The organism is Paracoccus sp. IB05 (genome assembly GCF_016405985.1).
Lineage (GTDB): Bacteria > Pseudomonadota > Alphaproteobacteria > Rhodobacterales > Rhodobacteraceae > Pseudogemmobacter.
The window spans coordinates 124,106-140,648 of the sequence record NZ_JAEFCF010000003.1 but is presented as its reverse complement, the minus strand read 5'-3'; the positions used below and the strand labels follow the sequence as shown (position 1 = coordinate 140,648).

Sequence of the window (16,543 nt, the reverse complement as noted above, 5' to 3'; positions counted from 1 at the left end):
TGTCCTCTGATCGCATGCCATATTGCAAGACCTTTCTGCTTGGTGCGAGACATCGTTTGCCGGGAGCAGGGTCATCTTCGCGGTCGGCAGGTGCCGCCGCATGGAGGGGCTTCGCGGAGAGCCTTCCAATGTGTGAAGCGCAAGCATCGACCTGGACGCAGCGGATGGTGCAACACCCTCGGCGGAATGGTTCTGGTCACGTCCCGGCAGGGACGCCTCGGACGCGTCGAAAGGCCAACGCGGATTGGTTGCGGCTCAGACCATTGGCTCGGCTTGCCGTTGGAGCGTCTGGCCGGATTTCAGCATCGCGTGCATGATGACCGCCAGCTTGCGCGCCACGGCAACGGCGGTCCGCTTGCAGCCGATCCGCTCCCGCAGCTGCAGGCCCCAGGTTCTCAGCGCATTGTCGGCCGTGGTTCTGGTCAGCACCACAGTGGCCGCCTCGCAGAGCAAGCCCCGCAGATGGGGGTCCCCGCGTCGCGGGATATGCCCATCGTAATCGACGTCACCGGACTGGCAGCGGCGCGTGGTCAGCCCGATCCAGGCGGCAACCGATCGGGATTTCCGGAAGTTCTCCGGATCTTCGATTGCCGTGGTGAAAGACGTCGCGGTGACCGCTCCGATGCCCGGGATCGACATCAGTCGCTGACAGGCCTCGCTGCGCCGGGCGAGTCTATATCGACCGGCGCGAGCTGAAACGCGCCTGCGTCGGGGGATCGAGCAATGTGCCGCTCGGCTTTGTTTCTTTGACCGAGAACCTGATGATGATCGCCATGGCTGTGTGGATGGCGCTTGCCGAGCTGGGGATCCTTGGCGTCTCGCATTCCTGACCAGCGCCGTCGGGTGGCCGTGGCATGGCCTGGCTTCTTCGCATCCGGGGCGAGATGCCGAAGGCAAAGATGGCCTTCGGCATTGCACCTCCGGATGGCAGCAAAGTCCATGTCAGCGTCTGCTGAGAAAGGGCTGGCAGCCCAGCCGGGCGGCGATCTTCGGGTGAGAGAACGCCGATGTCGGCCAGTAGCCCATGAGCCAGCGGGCATGTTCCGGGTTCAACTGGCCGCCAGAGCTCATCCCGGCAGAAGAGCCAGTCAGAATCTGACCAGAAGCTTTCAGGCGGGCCGCCTGCGGGTGATCCGTCAGCTCTCCCACCGCCAGCATCGCCAATGTCAGACCAAACCCCTTCCCGTTGTAGCCCTTCGCCTTGCAGGTCTCCCGGCGCTGCCGCATCCGTTCCGGGCCTGCAATCCCGAATTCCTGTGCCGCTGGAGTGGGCCAGCCCGCGCGCGACGATATTGCCGCCAGATCCGGCCCATGGTTGCGCATCGCCTCGCGGATCGCTCCCTCTTCCGATCTCACCCCCTTGTACGCCGGCGCTACGGTTGGTGTCGGCCCGCCGGCGCATTGCACCAGATCGCTCAGGTTCGCCATGCCGTGCCCCTGTGCCTTCTGGCTGGCAATATACTCCGGTGAATGCGGCGGCCTATGGTCCCAGGCGCACCGGAAATGCTCTGCACTGCCGATGGTTACCCCGCTGGCAGAAGCGGTGATTGACCCTGAGCGCGGAACTGTCCGGGGCAGGGCGATGCGGTTCCCGGTTCTTGCCGGTGCCGAAAGCCTGCGCCCATACCAGTTTACGCGATCATGTAGTGTCAGAACCTTGCTGCACAGATCATGGATCGCATCCAGCGCGACAGGCGACACTTTGAGCATCTGCTCATGGCCCGCTCATCTGATCGCATTTCCGGCAAACGGCACCGCATGTCCAGGGCGCTGTGAGACGATGATCCCGACTTTTGCCTCCAGGCAACAGAGCATGTTTATCCACGGCCCTGGTTGTCAGACAGCGCCACACTGGCCGTCACGCTGCCGTCTCGCCACGCTGGCTGAACCTGCGGCGGATCCTAACCAACTAAAACTCTCGTCTTTACTTTTCTGATAAAACTTGTCATCCATTCCGGCAGCCAGGCAATGGTTCCAATCCATCCCTTTGCCGTCGCGAGGCCATATGACCGGTTCGTTCAGTTTCCCTGCCAGGTCCGCCCGCTCGTTCTGCGTGGCATCGCGTGTTGCACCCTGCGCTGCCCTGCTGGCCGGTTTCCCTCATCCCGCCGGAGTTAAGTCTTGAAAAATCCGCGTCTTGTGAAAAATTCCCGCCTTGTTCTCGCGGCTTTGCTGAGCACCACGCTCGCGGCGCCGGCGCTCGCGGCAGACCCTGCCGGCGTGGTGGCGCATTATGCCGATATCGCCGAAGCCTCTTACGGCGACAGCCTCGCCACCGCGCGGGTTCTGCGGGAATCACTTGGCAACCTGGTGGCGCAGCCGTCGCAGGAAACGCTGGATGCGGCGCGCAGCGCCTGGCTTGCCGCGCGCGTGCCCTATCAGCAGACCGAGGCCTTCCGCTTCGGAAATGCGCTGGTTGATGACTGGGAAGGCAAGGTGAACGCCTGGCCGCTGGATGAGGGGCTGATCGATTATGTCGACGCCGCCAGCTATGGCGAGAGCGAAGAGAACCCGCTGGCGACGCTGAATGTGATCGCGAATCCGAAGTTCACGCTTTCGGGGAATGAGATCGACGCCACCACCATCACGCCCGCGCTGATCGCCGATGTCTTGCAGGAGGCCGACGGGATCGAGGCCAATGTCGCCTCGGGCTATCACGCGATTGAATTCCTGCTCTGGGGCCAGGATCTGAACGGCACCGGCCCGGGTGCGGGCAACCGGCCCTGGACCGATTATGCCACGGGTGACGCCTGCACCGGCGGCAATTGCGACCGCCGCGCCGCCTATCTGATCGCGGCCTCCGACCTGCTGGTCTCGGATCTCGAAGAGATGACCGGTGACTGGGGGGCTGAGGGCGAGGCGCGCAAAGCGGTTGTCCAGGACCCGTCTGCCGGGCTTATGGCGATCCTGACCGGCATGGGGTCACTGTCATATGGTGAACTGGCGGGCGAGCGGATGAAGCTTGGCCTGATGCTCTCGGATCCGGAAGAAGAGCATGACTGCTTCTCGGACAATACCCATAACAGCCATTATTATGACGGGCTGGGCATAAGGAATGTCTATCTCGGCGACTATACCCGCATCGATGGCACGAAGCTGACCGGCCCGTCAGTGTCGGAGCTGGTGGCGGCGAAGGATGCGGCCGTCGATACCCAGCTCAGGGCTGAACTCGACAGCTCGGTCGCGGCACTGAATGCGATCAAAACCGCCGCCGAGGAGGGCTTCGCCTATGACCAGATGCTGGAAGCCGGCAATGAGAAGGGCGAGAAACTGATCATGGGCGCGGTCAATGCGCTGGTGACCCAGACCGCCTCGATCGAACGCGCGGTTTCTGTGCTGGGCCTGTCGAAGATCGATTTCGAGGGCTCCGACAGCCTCGACAACCCCAACGCCGTCTTCCAGTAAGCTGAGAGAACCGCCGCCATGATCGTCTGTCATTGCATGAGCATCTCGGATCACGAAATCCGCGCCGCCGTGGACTGGATGCGGGCGGCGGATCCTTCGACCATCATCACCCCGGGCAAGGTCTATCACGCGCTTGGCAAGAAGGCGGATTGTGGCGGTTGCATGCCGGTCTTCCTTGATACGATGCGCAGCTGCGAAAGCTTTGGTGTGGCCGGAGATCCGGCGCGACCGGCAGTTCCAATGCTGAAACCGATGCGCGCGCGCCGCCTCGGCTGAGAAAAAGCCAGGATTTTTCCGGGCGTTTTTGTCAGATTTAGAATTATTCTAAAAAGAACCGGTCCCCCATAGACAGCGGCGTCGGGTCGATTTACCTTCTGCCCATCCGTAGCAAGCCGGGCCCTGTGCCCGCGCAACGATTGGGGTTTGCCATGAAGGGCGACAAGAAAGTCATCGAATATCTCAATGCCGGCCTGCGCTCCGAGCTGACCGCGGTGAGCCAGTACTGGCTGCATTACCGCCTGCTCGACGACTGGGGTTACGGTAAACTGGCCGCCAAGGCGCGGGCCGAGTCGATCGAAGAGATGCAACATGCGGATAAGTTCATCACCCGCATCATCTTTCTCGAAGGCCATCCGAATCTGCAAAAGCTCGACAGCCTGCGGATTGGTCAGAATGTGAAAGAGATCCTCGAGGCGGACCTTGCCGCTGAACATGGCGCCCGTGACCTCTATATCGAGGCGCGCCGCTATTGCGACGAAGCCGGTGATTATGTCAGCCGCGCGCTGTTTGACGAACTGATCACCGATGAGGAAGGCCATATCGACTTCCTTGAAACCCAGTTGGGTCTGTTCAAAGAGCTGGGCGACAAGAATTACGGCCTGTTGAATGCATCGCCGGCGAATGAAGCTGAATAAGCGCGGCTAAGAACTGTGATTTTGAAGTGCCGTGGCGGGGAAATCTGCTGCGGCTCTTTTGGTTTTGGAGGAAGGAGGGGGCCAGCCCCCTCGCGGCTTCGCCGCTCACCCTCGGGATATTTTGAGACAGAAAATGAGAGAAGGGATTATTTTCTGCCCTTAAATATCCCCGCCGGAGGCTTCCGCAGCCGGGCAGGGGCGGGTGGCGGATCATTCCCGTGCCAGTGCCACCACCGGGTCGAGTTTCGAGGCCGCGCGGGCCGGCAGATAGCCAAAGACGATACCAATCGTCGTTGAGGACAGAAAGGCTGCGACGATGGTAAGAGTGGAATAGCTCAGCCGGATTTCCTGGCCGATCTGGCCCGCCAGCCAGCCGCCGCCGAGGGCGAGGGCGACGCCCAGCACGCCTCCGATGAAACAGACCAGCACCGCTTCGATCAGGAACTGCGCGATGATGTCGGAGCGCCTTGCCCCCACTGCAAGACGGACGCCGATCTCGCGGGTTCGTTCGGTCACCGAGACCAGCATGATATTCATCACGCCAATGCCGCCGACGATCAGCGAGATCACGGCGATCGACGAGATCAGGAGTGTCAGCGTCCGGTTGGTGGCGGTCAGATTCTCGCGGATCGTATCGGAATTGGTGAGAAAGAAATCTTCCTTGCCATGGCGCTGGGTCAGGAGCCGGGTGATCCCGGCCTCGGCTTCGGCCATATCGGCGTCGTCGCGCACGCGCACGGTGATCGAATCCACCCGGTTCTGGCCGGTGATGCGCTGGCTGACGGTCGTATAGGGCAGGAAGATCCGCGGGGTTGAGGGGCCAAAGCTCTGGCCGGAGGCGCTGACCACACCGATCACCTCAATTGGTACCCGCCCGATCAACAGGACTTTGCCGATCGGATCCTCGCCCGCGGCAAAGAAGGCGTTGCGCGCATCACTGTCGAGCACGCCGACCTGGGCGCGGCTGTCGATGGCGATCTGGGTCAGAAGCTGCCCGCTGGTCACCGAGAACCCGCCGACATCGAAATAGCCCGCGCCGACACCGCGCACGGAGAGGCTCGCCGTCACCGCGCTGCGCGTCACATTTTCCGTGGTGGAGATCTCGGGTGAGGCCGAGGCGGTGAAGGGTTCTCCCGCCAGCACCGTCGCATCGGTGTCGATCAGCGTATTGATCCGCCTTGCATTGCGGTCGCCAAAACCGGTGCCGGGGCGCACGGTGATGGTCGAGGTGCCGAGCGAGGCGATATTCTCAAGCACCTGTTCGCGCGATCCGGTGCCAAGCGCCACCACCGATACGACCGAAGCGATGCCGATGATGATGCCGAGCATGGTCAGAAAGCTGCGCAGCCGATGCGCATTGAGCGAGCGCAGTGCCATGGTGAAAGCGTCGCGCAGCCGCCCGAGCCGGGCGAGGGCGCCGGTTTTCTCGGGCGGCGCGGGGTCGGGCCTCGCGCCGGTCACCGGGGCGGGGCCGCTGTCCGACAGGATCGTGCCATCCGAGATCTCGATCACCCGTCCGGCGCGGGCGGCGACATCGCGGTCATGGGTGACGATGATGATCGTATGGCCGCGCGCATTCAGCTCATCGAGCAGCGCCAGCAGATCCTTGCCGGAGCGGTTGTCGAGCGCGCCGGTCGGCTCATCGGCGAGGATCACCTCGCCGCCATTCATCAGCGCGCGGGCGACCGAGACGCGTTGCTGCTGGCCACCCGAAAGCTCCGACGGGCGGTGGTCGCTGCGCTCGCCAAGGCCAAGCCGCGCGAGCAGCTCTTTCGCGCGCCGCGACCTCTCGCCAGCAGGGCGGCCGGCATAGATCGAGGGAACTTCGACATTGCCGCTGGCGTCAAGATCGGCAAGAAGCTGATAACGCTGAAAAATAAATCCGAAATGCAGCCGGCGCAGCCGGGCGCGGCCTTCTTCGGGCAGGGCGGTCACATCGATGCCGCCATAGTGGTAGCTGCCTGTATTTGGCCGGTCGAGACAGCCGATCACATTCATCAGCGTCGATTTGCCCGAACCTGACGTGCCGACAATCGCGACCATCTCACCGGCATGGATGGTCAGGCTGACATCTTTCAGCACGGTGAGGCTTTCGCCGCCGCTGGTGAAGCTGCGGCTGATGCCGCGCAATTCAATCAGCGGCGGGCCGCGTTTGACGGGATCACTCATCTGCCCGGCCTCAGAACAGCCCGCCCGAGGGCCTCGGTGTCCCCGGCATCCGGCCGGTCTGACCCGGTTGCTGGCCCGCCCCACGCGACATGGCGCCAGAACCGGCGGTCACGATGCGCTCGCCTTCGCCGATCCCGGAGAGGATCACGGTCTGGCTGGCGGTGGCGGCCCCGGTCTCGACATCGCGGATCTCGACCGTGCCGGTGGCCGGGTCCAGCACCCGCAGCTTACTCCCGCTGCTCCGACCCGAGATCACCGCGGCGGTCGGCACGATCAGCGCATCGGGGATCTCTTCCATCACGATCACCACTTCGGCGGTCATGCCGATCCTGAGGATGCCTTTCGGATTCGGCACTTCGAGAATGGCGCGGTAATAGATCGCCGAGCTGGTATCGACCTCATCGGCGGTCGCAATCGAGGCCGGCGCCGGCTCGATATCGCGCAGGACCGCGTCAAAGCGCATATCGGGCGCGCCCGAGAGGGTGAAACTTGCCTTTTGGCCGGCATGAACCGCGATCACATCGGCCTCGGAAATATCGACCTTGATGATCATGCGGTCGAGTTCGGCGAGTTTGATCAGCGTCGGGCTGGACTGGTTGGCGTTGATCGTCTGCCCTTCGCGCGCGACCAGGGCCACGACCGTACCGTCTGAGGGCGCGGTGATCCTTGTGCGTTCCAGCGCGATATTCGCGGCCTGAACGGCCAGTTCGGCCTGGGATTCGCTGGCCTTCAGCGCCGCGAGATTGGCTTCGGCGACCTTGAACTGCGCCTCGCTGGCCTCAAGCGTCTGGGTGGTGGCGAGCTTGCGGCTGTTCAGCTCGCGCTGACGCTCGAGCGCAAGCCGGGCCTCTTCGATACTGGCCTCCTGGGCCGCGATCTGGGCGCGGATCTGCGCCAGCGAGGCCTGGGCGCGCAGCTGGTCGGTCTTCTGATCCTCAGGGTCGATCTGCGCCACAAGGTCACCGGCGGCAAGTTTCTGCCCCAGCTCGACCGGCAGGGACTGGATCTGACCGCCGACCTGGGCGCCGACCGAGACAAGGCTTGCAGCCTCGATCACGCCTGTCGCCAGCACGGTCTTGCGGAAGGTGCCGCGGATCACCGCCTCCGAGACCGGCGCGGCCTGGGCGGCGCCCTCGCTCGCCTGCATCCGCCACAGGCCAAAGCCCGCGCCGCCGGCAAGAGCGAGGATAAGGGTGGTCCAAAGGATTTTGCGCATCTGGCTGTGATCCGGCTTGCTTGTGCTGCTCGTCTGTTGCCGGATTATACGCGCGGCCCGCAATCTTCCGTCGCGACCCGGCCCGGGATTTATCGTTCAGGCATCGGGTCTGGTGAAGACAAAGACCACGCCGAATCCCATGATCGCGGCGACGGCAAGGGTCAGTGGCCAGCCGGGAGTGCTGCCCCAGAGGAACAGCACGAATCCAAGGCCGCAACCGCCGCCTGCCATCCATTTCGCGCGGCGCGGGATCGCGCCCTTGTCGCGCCAGTCGCGCAAAAGCGGGCCGAAATGCCGGTGATCCAGCAGCCAGCGCTCCAGCCGGGGCGAGGAACGGGTGAAACAGGCGGCGGCGAGGATCAGGAAGGGGACTGTCGGCAGCACCGGCAGAAAGGCTCCGACAAAGCCCAGCCCGGTGAAAAACAGCCCGAGGATGAGAAAAAGCGCGCGGGAGACGGCGGTTCCGGTTGCCGCGCGCGCATGTTCTGTCGGGGGGCGTTCAGAGGTCATGGGGCAGACCGGGCTTCAGGAGGAGGGGCGCGATCCGCTCGGGGCGAAACCCCTGACCGATCAGCCGCCCCATCAGCCGCGACAGAACGGGCCAGCGCGCGATCATGCGGATAAAGCCCGGCGGGCGCGGGGCGGCTTCGCCATCGGGGCGGCGTTTGCGGCGCATCATTTTTTGCAGGCCTTGCGTCGCGCGGGTGGGGAAAAGGCGCCGCGCCTCGACCCGGGCCAGGTCGCGCGGGCTCAGCCTTCCCTCGCGCAGCGGGCGCGCCAGAATATTCGCCGCCGCCACCGCGTCCTGGATCGCGAGATTGACACCAAAGCCCCCGACCGGCGACATCGCATGGGCGGCATCGCCGATGCAAAGCAGGCCGGGCGCCCACCAGCGCGTCAGGCGGTCCATCCGGATCGAGAGAAGATGGGTCTGATCCCAGGAGGTGATCTCGTCAAACCGCCCGGGTGGAAGCGGCGCAAGTGCTGCCAATACCGCACGAAATGCCGGCAGGCCCGCGGCCTGCAGATCATCATAAGAGCCTTTGCGGATCACATAGCCGCATTGCCAGTAATCGCCACGGTCGATCAGCACGAGGCCCTGGCCCGGGCCGGCATGGCTCATCGCGGGCGCGGGATCATCGGCCTGGCGCGAGAGCCGCAGCCAGACCACATCCACCGGCGAGCCGAAATCGGTGACGGTAAACCCCGCCTCGCGGCGGATCACCGAATGACGGCCATCAGCGCCGATCACAAGCGGCGCGCGGATCTCGCCCGCCCCGCTGTCCGACTGCCAGGCAAGGCCACAGATCTTATCCCCGAGCTTATCGCCGTCGCGCAAAAGACCGGTGACCGAATGCCCCATCTTAAGGGTGAATCCGGGCATGGCGGCGGCTTTTCCGGCGAGAAAATTCAGGAAATCCCATTGCGGCATGAAGGCGATGTAACGGCAATCTGTCTTCAGGTTGCGGAAATCGGCGATGGTCACCTGACGCCCGCCGATCTCAGCATGGAGAGCGGGGGCTTTCTGATGCGGCAGGGCCAGAAATTCCTCGAGCCAGCCCAGATCGGCGATCACTTGCAGGGTTGAGGGATGGATGGTGTCGCCGCGAAAATCATGCCGGAAATCAGGGTGTTTCTCGAGAACGCTCACCCGCAGCCCGGCGCGGGCCAGCAAAAGCCCCGCCATCATGCCGGCCGGGCCGCCGCCTGCGATCACGCAGTCCTGATCCTGTTCCGGCATCGTCCTGTCCCCGCCTCTGGCCCATCTCTGAGCCGTCTCCGCTCTGCCTTCGGGGGCAGACGGGCGCTGCCGTTCTGGCGAAAGCGGGGCGCGCGGTTTGTGGCGGCCCTGGCTGGCTGAACGCATGCGGCTATCTTCGCATGCGGGCGGCCGGGTTTCCAGAGCCTCCCCGCCGCACGGGCCTGCGACACGCAAGCGTGTCCTGGCCCGCAAGGATCAGAGCTGGCGGATCACCCGGCGCATTGCGGCCAGTTGCGGGCCTTTTCCTTCAAAAGCCCGACAAAGGCCTGGACCTTGCGGGTGCGGTGCAGGTCGACATGGGTGACGATCCACAAAGGCGAATCCCATTCCGGGCGGGGCGCCAGCACTTCCACGAGGTCGGGGCGGGTTGCGGCCTCCCAGGCGGGCAGGAACCCGATGCCCATGCCAGCTTCCAGCGCCGCATCCCAGGCCGCCGGTTCGGTCGAGCGGAAGGTGAGCTGTTCGTTCGACACCTTGTCGCGCAGCCAGCGAAAAAACGCGGCGCGGCTGCCCTCGCTTTCGGCGATGACAAAGCGGTGGCCGGCGAAATCATGTTCCGATTCCGGTTTGCCCCAGGCCTCGACATAGGATTTCGACGCGTATAGCCCGTAGCGGATCCGGATCAGCGGCTGGACAACATTGTCGGGCTCTTCGGGGGCTGCGCCGGCGCGGATCGCCACATGCGCCTCGCCATAATCCAGCCGGAAGATGCGCATATCGGTCAGAAGCCGCACGATCACCGCCGGATGCTGGCGCTGGAAATCGGCCAGAACCGGGACCAGCAGGCCCGAAAGCCCGGCGATCGAGGTGATGATGAACTCGCCCTGCACCGTCTCGCCATGGCCCTTGATGCGCGAGCCGAGCTGAGCAAATTGCTCTTCGGTGGTCTGGGCGACGGTCAGCAGGTCGCGCCCGGCCTCGGTCGGCGTATAGCCGCGGGTATGGCGCTGAAAAAGCCGCGTGCCGAGCCGTTTTTCCAGCGCATCAATGTGGCGGATCACCGTGGCATGATGCACGCCCAGAACTTCGGCCGCACCCGAGACGGTGCCAAGGCGGGCGACCTGAAAGGCGGTGCGGATCTCGTCCCAGTTTTCCATGAAGTTCCCCGGCTGGCTGTGCGTCAGCGCACAGATGATTACGGATTGGCGCAAGAGGCAAGGGGGCTCCGGGGTAAACATGCAAGGATGCAGGGAAATCTTCCCCGGGCCAAAGAGGGGCGTGAGATTGGGTTGCTTTTGCCGCAAATTCACCAGAATGATGCGGGAGCTTGCCCGGGTGAGTATGCGCGCCACCTCCGGCCGCGCGCCGATCCGGATGGATACAAAGGGCGATTGCACCAGCGATGATCAGTTTGCCGAAATTCTTTGTCGCAATGGCTGTGGGTGCGGGCCGGCTGGCGCTCTCGCAGCCCCGAATTTCACTGACCGCCATCGCCTTGGCCGGGGCCGCATTGGTGCCGGTCCTGCTGCCGGCGCCGGTTGCGGCAGATCCGAAGGCAGTGATCGGGATGCAGACCGCCGATGAAGCACGGGGCTGGCAGCCGGTGGGCAAGCTGGTGCTGGGGGATCGCGGATTTTGCACCGGGGTGCTGATCGAGCGGCAACTGGTGCTGACGGCGGCGCATTGCCTCTTTGACAAGGATACCGGCGCGCGGCTCAGGGATGAAATGATCACCTTCCAGGCGGGCTGGCGCAATGGCCGGGCCGAGGCCTATCGCGGCGTCCGCCGTTCGGTCGCCCATCCGGATTACGTCTATTCCGGCAGTGACAATCTGGGCCGGGTTGTCTGGGATCTGGCGCTTCTGGAACTCGACAAACCGATCATGTTGCCGCAGATCGAGCCCTTTCCCACTGGCCCCCGCCCGATGCGAGACGCCGCCGTCAGCGTGGTTTCCTATGCCAAGGACCGCTCGGAAGTGCCTTCGATCGAGCGTGATTGTGCGGTGCTGGCGCTGGAGACATCGGCGCTGGTGCTGACCTGTGACATCGATTTCGGCTCCTCCGGTGCACCGGTTTTCGCGCTGCGCGACGGGCGGCCCGAGGTCGTGGCGGTGATCTCAGCCAAGGCGGATTACAACGGCGAGAAAGTCGCGCTCGCCGTGGCGGTGGACGCGCCGCTGCAACGGCTGCGCGATGAACTTGGGCTCGATTTGCCCGGGCGCGGGGCGGCGGGGGTACGGGTGATCTCAGGCGGTGGCGCCAATCGCGGTGGCGGGGCGGCGGCGGAAACTGCAGCGGAAACCGCGGACCCGGCCAGCGGTGGCGGCCAGGCTTCCACCATGGGGCAGGGCGGCGCCAAATTCATCCGGCCGTAACGCGTCTCGCGGCGCCTTCCCGGCACAGCGAGGCGCTCACGCGGATGTGACCTCTGCCCGGCTGTAGCGCGCCCCTTGACGCAGGGGGCCATGCTTCCCAGATCAGGATCATGCCGGACGCCATGATGGGTCCGGCGCCTATGCCCGGCCCCGTGAGGGGAGGGTTTGATCCGAAGAGCATCGCTTCCCAAGGAGGATGATCATGCGCAGCTATGATTTCGCACCGCTTTACCGTGCCACTGTCGGCTTTGACCGTGTGGCCGATCTGATGGACCGGGTTCTGACATCCGATGTCGCTCAGCCGGGCTATCCGCCCTATAATATCGAAAAAACCGCCGAAGATGCTTACCGCATCTCGGTCGCCGTTGCCGGTTTCGCCCCGGAGGATCTTACGGTCGAAGTGCGCGACGGCAGCCTGTTTGTGACCGCCCGCAAGGCCGCCGATGAGGCCCCCCGCAGCTTCCTGCATCGTGGCATCGCGACCCGCGCTTTTGAGCGCCGCTTCGCGCTGGCCGATCATGTCCGCGTCACCGGCGCGACGCATGAGCTTGGCATGCTGCATATCGACCTCGCGCGCGAGATCCCCGAAGCAATGAAGCCGCGCCGGATCGAGATTGCCGGGCCAGTCAGGGCAGAGGCCCCCGCGCTTGAGGCCAGGGCAGAACAGGTGAACTGAGGCAGCGGTCTGCCTGAGTCTATGTGGCAGACCCAGAGGCGCATCGGGCAACCGATGCGCCTTTACTTATCCGGGCCAGTTGCTTCGACCGCGTGGGCTGATCTGAAAGCCACAGTCAGTGTCGCCGACAGAGTTAACGGCCAAAGTCTCTTACCGGCACCGTGTGTGCCGCCACCCACGCATGATAGAACAAGCACAGCAGCACCAGGGTGGTGCAGGCGCAGCTGCCTCGCAGCCCGTGCCTTGCCTGGTCCGGCTCTGGGAAACCGGCAGAGGCCGAAGGGCCACAACCCGCGATCTTCAGCACTGAGATTTATGCGTAATTATTTGATCTAAAATAGAATGAGTAAAAATATGAGCTTCTGGCCCGCTGCGTGTCAGCGGCTCAGGCGAAGTCGCTCAACCGGCGACGCTTGCCGAGGCAGATTTTTTCGATGCCCGCCTGCGTAATCGGGTTCCTGGCAAAGCGATTGTCCAGGCTCCCTATTGGGCCTCCGGTTTCGCGCCGGCATCTTTCAGGCTGTGTGCTGGTATTGCGGAAATCCCGGTCTCCGGGTGGCCAGAGCTGAAAGGCCGTAAAATGAATGCGCGCGCAGTCAGGCATCCCGGTCAGGGAAATCGCCCTGACGCCGGAACAGGCTAAAACCTTCCGGGAGCAGGGGCATATCCGGGCTCCGCTCACAATCCTGCGTGACGAAATCCGGTCCGGATTCTGGCCGGATCTGATCGGGAACCTGAAGAAGGGACCGGGAGAGCTGGATTGATTGCAAGCGGGCCTGTCAGGCGGCCCGATCGCGCTGGCCACGCCGCGACCGGACGGGCGAAGGGCCTGTTGGGGGGCAATCTGCGACAGGCGGCGCGCAGCCGCCGCGTGCGACGCAGCGGGATCGGTATCCCGAAACCGGCCCGCGCAACTGCGGCCCCTTCTTGGGGAGGAGCCGCGAATGCGATCCTGGATGAGCCGAAGCCGCAGGAAGTGCTGCCCGGTCCCCTTGCAAAGCGCGCGAATGGATGGGTTCTGGCAAGGTGATCTTCTTCGATCAATGCTGGGCTTTGCTGAAAGCCATCGTTGCCCCGCGCAATTCCCTCACCAGCTGTCGCCGGGCAGCGGCGTCGCCGGCACCACCTGCCAGGTGGCACTTTCCCGACGCGGGCAAACCGGCCCTAAGCGCAGGCAGGGCAGGTCGTGGCGCAGGCAAACAGAGCGGGCAGGGTGCAGGACTTGCGGTGGCTGGAGCTATCTCTTCCTGCGTATCCAGAAGGTCACAGCCCAAAGCGCCACATAAAGCGCCGCCCAAAGAGCGATCAGGTTGGGCACGGCAATACAGGCAATTATCAGGGCAATGCCTGCTGCGGCCAGGGCAATGTTTACGATGATCGTCCCCATAGACCGGAGCATAGACCGGGAGGGGCAGACATCACAAGGGTCGCAGTCCGGGAAAACCGGCAGGGCCGGCGATATCGCAAGGGCCTCCGAACCCGATCCCTTTAAGGGCATGATCTATATGTTTCGATCACGCCGCGCCGACACCCTCCTGGACGGAACTGCCCTCGTGCTTCACGCCTCTGCACCGCATTGTTCAAAGGAACTGACTGAGCTTCCCAGGGCCTGTGCTGCCGGAGCGGGGCCGCCCCTTGGCACCGATTATACACGCGCCGCCCGCTCTGAGGGGGAGCTGCCTGCCGTCCGCTGCCGCGCCCTTTCGCGGCCTTGTGGAAATGCAGGGGCGGAACAGGCCGGACTTCCTTGCGAAGCCTTTGGGAAAGGGATCTTGCGGCCCGGGTCGCGCAAACTCTGGCACAGGTCTGTGCGGCAGGCGCGCGGGGTGGTCCGCAGGAGGTGTGGTCGCGATGCCCCTGGCCTGCACCCGGCACTCCCGGAAAAACCCCCGGCGGAGCGCTCCGCCGGGGGGGCTTTTCGGATCAGTATGGGATCAGAGCCCCATCTTGATCAGTTCGAACTCTTCCAGCAGGCGCGCGCGCAGATCCGGGTCCATCGGCGTCTGGCGGAACAGCGTGGTCGCTACCGGGTCGAGGAAGGCGGATTTCAGCTTTTCGGGATCGATGGCATCGGTCGCGGCTTTGTTGGTATTGGCATAGCCGATCGCCTCGATGATCGACGGCAGGCTTTCGACCGCGAACATCGAATTCACCCAGTCATAGACTTTGTCTTCCTTGCCGGGGCCGTCCTTCATATTGACGAAACCGCAGAAGAAGGTGGTAGAACCCTCGGCCGGCGCGCGGTTGAAGCCCACCGGGAAACCATCGGCCTGCAAAATGGCAACCGGGTCATTCCAGGACCAGGCAACCTCGACCTCTCCGCTCGCCATCAGCTGCGCCAGTTCCGACGGATCCGACCACCAGGAGCGCACATTCGGCGCGGCTTCGCGCAGCCAGGCGGCGGCTTTCTCGATCTGCTCATCGGTCACCCCATCCCAGGAGGTGGTGCCGGTGGCGAGGAAACCAAGCGCCCAGGCGTCATCGGAATTGTCCGAAATCGCGATCTTGCCCTTGAACTCGGGGTTGAGGAAAACATTCAGCGAGGCGACCTTGTCCTCGGAGACTTTGTCTTTGTTATAGGCGATGGCCGTATAGGCAAAATCATAGGGGATGAACCAGACGCCCTCAGCATCCTTGATGTGATGCGATTCCAGCAATTCCGGGTCGATATTGGCGAAAGCCTCGATTTTCGAGGTATCCCAGGGCTCGATCAGCCCGGCTTCGCGGTAATTCGGCACGGCGCCGGGGCAGGGGTGGACAACATCGGCCTTGAACCCCGAAGAGACCTTCTGGAACGCCTCATCGTCATCGGCGTAGAACGCATAGGTCGGCTTCTGGCCGTGTTTTGCGACATAGGGGGCGAGCGCGCCGTCAATTTCCCAGCCAGCCCAGTCGAAAACGGTCAGCTCGGGGTCTGCGGCCTGCGCTGCGGTGGCAATCGCGATGGCCGAAGCGGCTCCGGCAAGGTAAGAAAGGCAACGGGTCATCGTGACTCCTCTGGCGGTTGATATCAGGCAGGTGCCGTCGGTCTGGCCCCTGGGGCAGATCCGGGCACGGGTGATCTCTCTGAGGCTATGACAGGTGAAATTCTCTCACAAGCATCTTTGACACCCAAAACCGGCTTTCCGCCGTCCCGGATATGGGAAAGAATTCCCGCAGCTGACTTTTGGGCGGCTGATCTGAGGGCGGCTGAATTCTGGCTGCCTGATTTACGCGTGAGAGGCGCCCCGGGCGAAGACAGGGGGCCAGATCTGCAGAGAAACGAGTGCGAGAATGGCAGTGACCGGGGCAGAACAGACGGCAAGCGGATGGTCTGCGGGCCAATATGCGAAATTCCTTGATGCGCGCACGCGCCCGGCCCGCGATCTGCTGGCGGCGGTCCCGCTGGAGACGGCGCGGGAGGTAACCGATCTTGGCTCTGGCCCGGGCAATTCCACCGCGCTTTTGCGCGCGCGGTTCGGTGCGGCGCGGATCACCGGGACCGATACAGATGCGGATATGCTGCGGACGGCGCGCGAGGCACTGCCGGATTGCGATTTCGAGGCAGCGGATATTGCGACCTGGACGGCGGCGCGGCCGCAGGACCTGGTCTATGCCAATGCCTCGCTGCAATGGATCCCGGATCACCGGCAGCTCTTTCCCCGGCTTCTGGCGCAGCTGAGCCCGGGCGGCGTGCTTGCGGTGCAGATGCCCGATAATCTTGACGAGCCGACCCATATCGCCATGCGCGAAATCTCGGCCGATCCCCGCTGGGCCGAGCGGCTGACGGCGGCACGGGCGCGGCGCGTGCCGCTTCTGACCCCCGCGGAGCTGCACGCGCTTTTGCGCGCGGACTGCCGGCAGCTTGATATCTGGCGGACGGTCTACCAGGTGGAGCTGACCGGCGCGGATGCGGTGACGCAATGGCTCCTCGGCTCGGCGCTGCGGCCTTTGCTCGCGCCTTTGACCGAAGCGGAACGCGCGGAGTTCCTCGACGCATTCCGCGCGCGGATCGCGCCTTACTATCCCGACCGGGGCGGGCGTGTTCTCCTGCCCTTCCCGCGCGCCTTCTTTGTCGCGACCCGGGCCTGAGCGCTGTTCCTGCCGC

The 16,543-nt window shown here is 64.1% G+C and carries 13 protein-coding genes and 2 pseudogenes; 7 read left to right on the top strand and 8 right to left on the bottom strand.

Features of this window, described 5'->3' with window-relative positions; translation table 11 throughout:
* Window positions 1-255 precede the first annotated feature (255 nt).
* Window positions 256-705 (bottom strand): annotated as a pseudogene (locus JC607_RS03420) (transposase); the annotation flags it as partial.
* Here JC607_RS03420 and JC607_RS03415 point away from each other — a divergent pair.
* Window positions 672-830 (top strand): annotated as a pseudogene (locus tag JC607_RS03415) (glutaredoxin); the annotation flags it as partial. The pseudogenes JC607_RS03420 and JC607_RS03415 sit on opposite strands and share 34 nt — an antisense overlap.
* A 112-nt stretch (window positions 831-942) precedes the next feature.
* On the opposite strand, the gene JC607_RS03410 reads toward JC607_RS03415, so the two are convergent.
* Window positions 943-1,428 carry a hypothetical protein gene (locus JC607_RS03410; protein ID WP_198835543.1) on the bottom strand — a complete coding sequence of 162 codons (486 nt, stop codon included), beginning with the start codon at window positions 1,426-1,428 and terminating at the stop codon, window positions 943-945.
* 711 nt (window positions 1,429-2,139) lie between these two features.
* Between JC607_RS03410 and JC607_RS03405 the strand changes: the two genes are divergently transcribed.
* The 3 genes from JC607_RS03405 (at window position 2,140) to bfr (ending at window position 4,319) form a co-directional block, all read left to right on the top strand.
* On the top strand, window positions 2,140-3,405 hold the full coding sequence (locus JC607_RS03405) for an imelysin family protein (RefSeq protein ID WP_198835612.1): 1,266 nt from the start codon (window positions 2,140-2,142) through the stop codon (window positions 3,403-3,405).
* 18 nt (window positions 3,406-3,423) lie between these two features.
* A complete protein-coding gene (locus JC607_RS03400) occupies window positions 3,424-3,681 on the top strand; it encodes a bacterioferritin-associated ferredoxin (RefSeq protein WP_198835542.1) in 258 nt (85 codons plus the stop codon).
* Window positions 3,682-3,833: 152 nt separating this feature from the next.
* Entirely contained in the window at window positions 3,834-4,319 is a 486-nt protein-coding gene (gene bfr, locus JC607_RS03395) for a bacterioferritin (RefSeq protein WP_198835541.1), read from the top strand.
* Between the two features lie 210 nt (window positions 4,320-4,529).
* Here bfr and JC607_RS03390 read toward each other — a convergent pair whose 3' ends face one another.
* The 5 genes from JC607_RS03390 to JC607_RS03370 all read right to left on the bottom strand — a co-directional run bounded on the left by JC607_RS03390 (window position 4,530) and on the right by JC607_RS03370 (window position 10,563).
* On the bottom strand, window positions 4,530-6,488 hold the full coding sequence (locus JC607_RS03390; RefSeq protein ID WP_198835540.1) for a MacB family efflux pump subunit: 1,959 nt from the start codon (window positions 6,486-6,488) through the stop codon (window positions 4,530-4,532).
* 10 nt (window positions 6,489-6,498) lie between these two features.
* Window positions 6,499-7,704, bottom strand: coding sequence for an efflux RND transporter periplasmic adaptor subunit (locus JC607_RS03385; protein WP_198835539.1), 1,206 nt, complete (start codon window positions 7,702-7,704; stop codon window positions 6,499-6,501).
* A gap of 96 nt (window positions 7,705-7,800) precedes the next feature.
* Window positions 7,801-8,214, bottom strand: coding sequence for a YbaN family protein (locus tag JC607_RS03380; RefSeq protein WP_198835538.1), 414 nt, complete (start codon window positions 8,212-8,214; stop codon window positions 7,801-7,803).
* A complete protein-coding gene (locus JC607_RS03375) occupies window positions 8,204-9,445 on the bottom strand; it encodes an FAD-dependent oxidoreductase (protein ID WP_198835537.1) in 1,242 nt (413 codons plus the stop codon). The genes JC607_RS03380 and JC607_RS03375 overlap by 11 nt, the downstream gene beginning before the upstream one ends.
* A 230-nt stretch (window positions 9,446-9,675) precedes the next feature.
* Window positions 9,676-10,563: a LysR family transcriptional regulator gene (locus JC607_RS03370; protein ID WP_198835536.1), complete on the bottom strand. Its 888-nt coding sequence runs from the start codon at window positions 10,561-10,563 to the stop codon at window positions 9,676-9,678.
* A 245-nt stretch (window positions 10,564-10,808) separates the two neighbouring features.
* On the opposite strand from JC607_RS03370, the gene JC607_RS03365 reads away from it, so the two are divergent.
* Together JC607_RS03365 and JC607_RS03360 are read left to right on the top strand one after the other, a co-directional pair.
* Window positions 10,809-11,780: a serine protease gene (locus tag JC607_RS03365; RefSeq protein ID WP_198835535.1), complete on the top strand. Its 972-nt coding sequence runs from the start codon at window positions 10,809-10,811 to the stop codon at window positions 11,778-11,780.
* A 202-nt stretch (window positions 11,781-11,982) separates the two neighbouring features.
* The gene (locus JC607_RS03360) at window positions 11,983-12,456 is read left to right on the top strand and encodes an Hsp20 family protein (protein ID WP_198835534.1); all 474 of its coding nucleotides are present in this window, start codon (window positions 11,983-11,985) and stop codon (window positions 12,454-12,456) included.
* Window positions 12,457-14,390: 1,934 nt separating this feature from the next.
* Here JC607_RS03360 and JC607_RS03355 read toward each other — a convergent pair.
* Complete coding sequence (locus JC607_RS03355; protein WP_198835533.1) at window positions 14,391-15,443, bottom strand: PotD/PotF family extracellular solute-binding protein; 1,053 nt, start codon at window positions 15,441-15,443, stop codon at window positions 14,391-14,393.
* A gap of 286 nt (window positions 15,444-15,729) precedes the next feature.
* Between JC607_RS03355 and tam the strand changes: the two genes are divergently transcribed.
* Window positions 15,730-16,527: a trans-aconitate 2-methyltransferase gene (gene tam, locus JC607_RS03350; RefSeq protein WP_198835532.1), complete on the top strand. Its 798-nt coding sequence runs from the start codon at window positions 15,730-15,732 to the stop codon at window positions 16,525-16,527.
* The last annotated feature ends 16 nt before the right edge of the window (window positions 16,528-16,543 follow it).